The organism is Variovorax sp. E3, assembly GCF_016082275.1.
GTDB lineage: Bacteria > Pseudomonadota > Gammaproteobacteria > Burkholderiales > Burkholderiaceae_C > Variovorax.
In genome coordinates this window covers 1-922 of sequence record NZ_MOWM01000357.1, presented here as the reverse complement: position 1 = coordinate 922, position 922 = coordinate 1, and the positions used below count along the sequence as shown (strand labels likewise).

At 62.5% G+C, this 922-nt stretch carries 1 protein-coding gene; it reads right to left on the bottom strand.

The window, feature by feature from the left end; translation table 11 throughout:
• Nucleotides 1–519 (bottom strand): helix-turn-helix transcriptional regulator (locus BMG07_RS40840; RefSeq protein WP_198089229.1); only part of this gene is annotated, 519 nt, incomplete at its 3' end.
• Between the last annotated feature and the right edge of the window lie 403 nt (nt 520–922).

Here is a 922-nt window from a genome sequence, read left to right as displayed (position 1 = left end):
AGCCAAAGCGGCCATCACCAGACTGCACCGGCGTCGCCACTCGTTGCGTCCCTCGAGCCGATCAATTTCTGGTGGGTCAGGCGCCACGCCAAGTGGCGGCCGCTCTGGATGGACCTTGCCTTGCTTCAAGACGGCCTCAGCCAACGCAGGGCCACCAAGCGCGTCTGTCACGAGGCCACGTGCCGCCGTCTGGTGAAGCGGGATGGAGCCGATCGCCTTGATCAGCACGCGCCAGTCCGCGGGTGTCATCAACACGAAAGCCAGCGGAACGCCAATCGCCTGCGCAAGCTTGTGCAGCGTTGCGAGATCGGGGTTGCGAGTACTGGGGTCGGAAGTGTCCAGCAGCGGGCGCAGCGTGCTGCGCGACATCCCGGTGCGGCGTATGACATCGGCTTGACGCAGCTTGTGGGGTTTGCCATCACGCGCCGGACCTGCGACCCGCAGCGCCGCCGTGAAGCTGAGCGCGAGTTGCTGCCTGGGCGTTCGTTTCAGTGGATCTGCGGTTGTGGCGTGCTGCATCGAGCTTGCTCCGTTTGATGTTCGATGGGGTGGAGCTTAGTGAGGATTCGGCGCCCAACGCAAAGAAATGGACCGTCTGCGATCTAATCTTGTTAAAAATGGATCGAAGGCGATACATTTATCTCAAAGGGGCGGGTTGATTCGCTAGGCCACGCGACGCGGTGTTAGAGGCGCATTTACGGTTGCACTCGCTATTGCATTGGCGGCCTGCGCGCAGCCTGGTAGGTCGATGGCGGCAGTGGCAATGGCTCACGGCATGAGCGCCGACCTGCTGCGGCGTTCGGTGCACGAGGCTGAGATGAAGCCAAGCGAGTTTGTGCGCACAGACGTCGATACTGGAGCCAACGCGCAACAGCCTAAGACCGTCTTCGTGCCGGTCAGCTTGCCAGCGCCAGCGCCAACG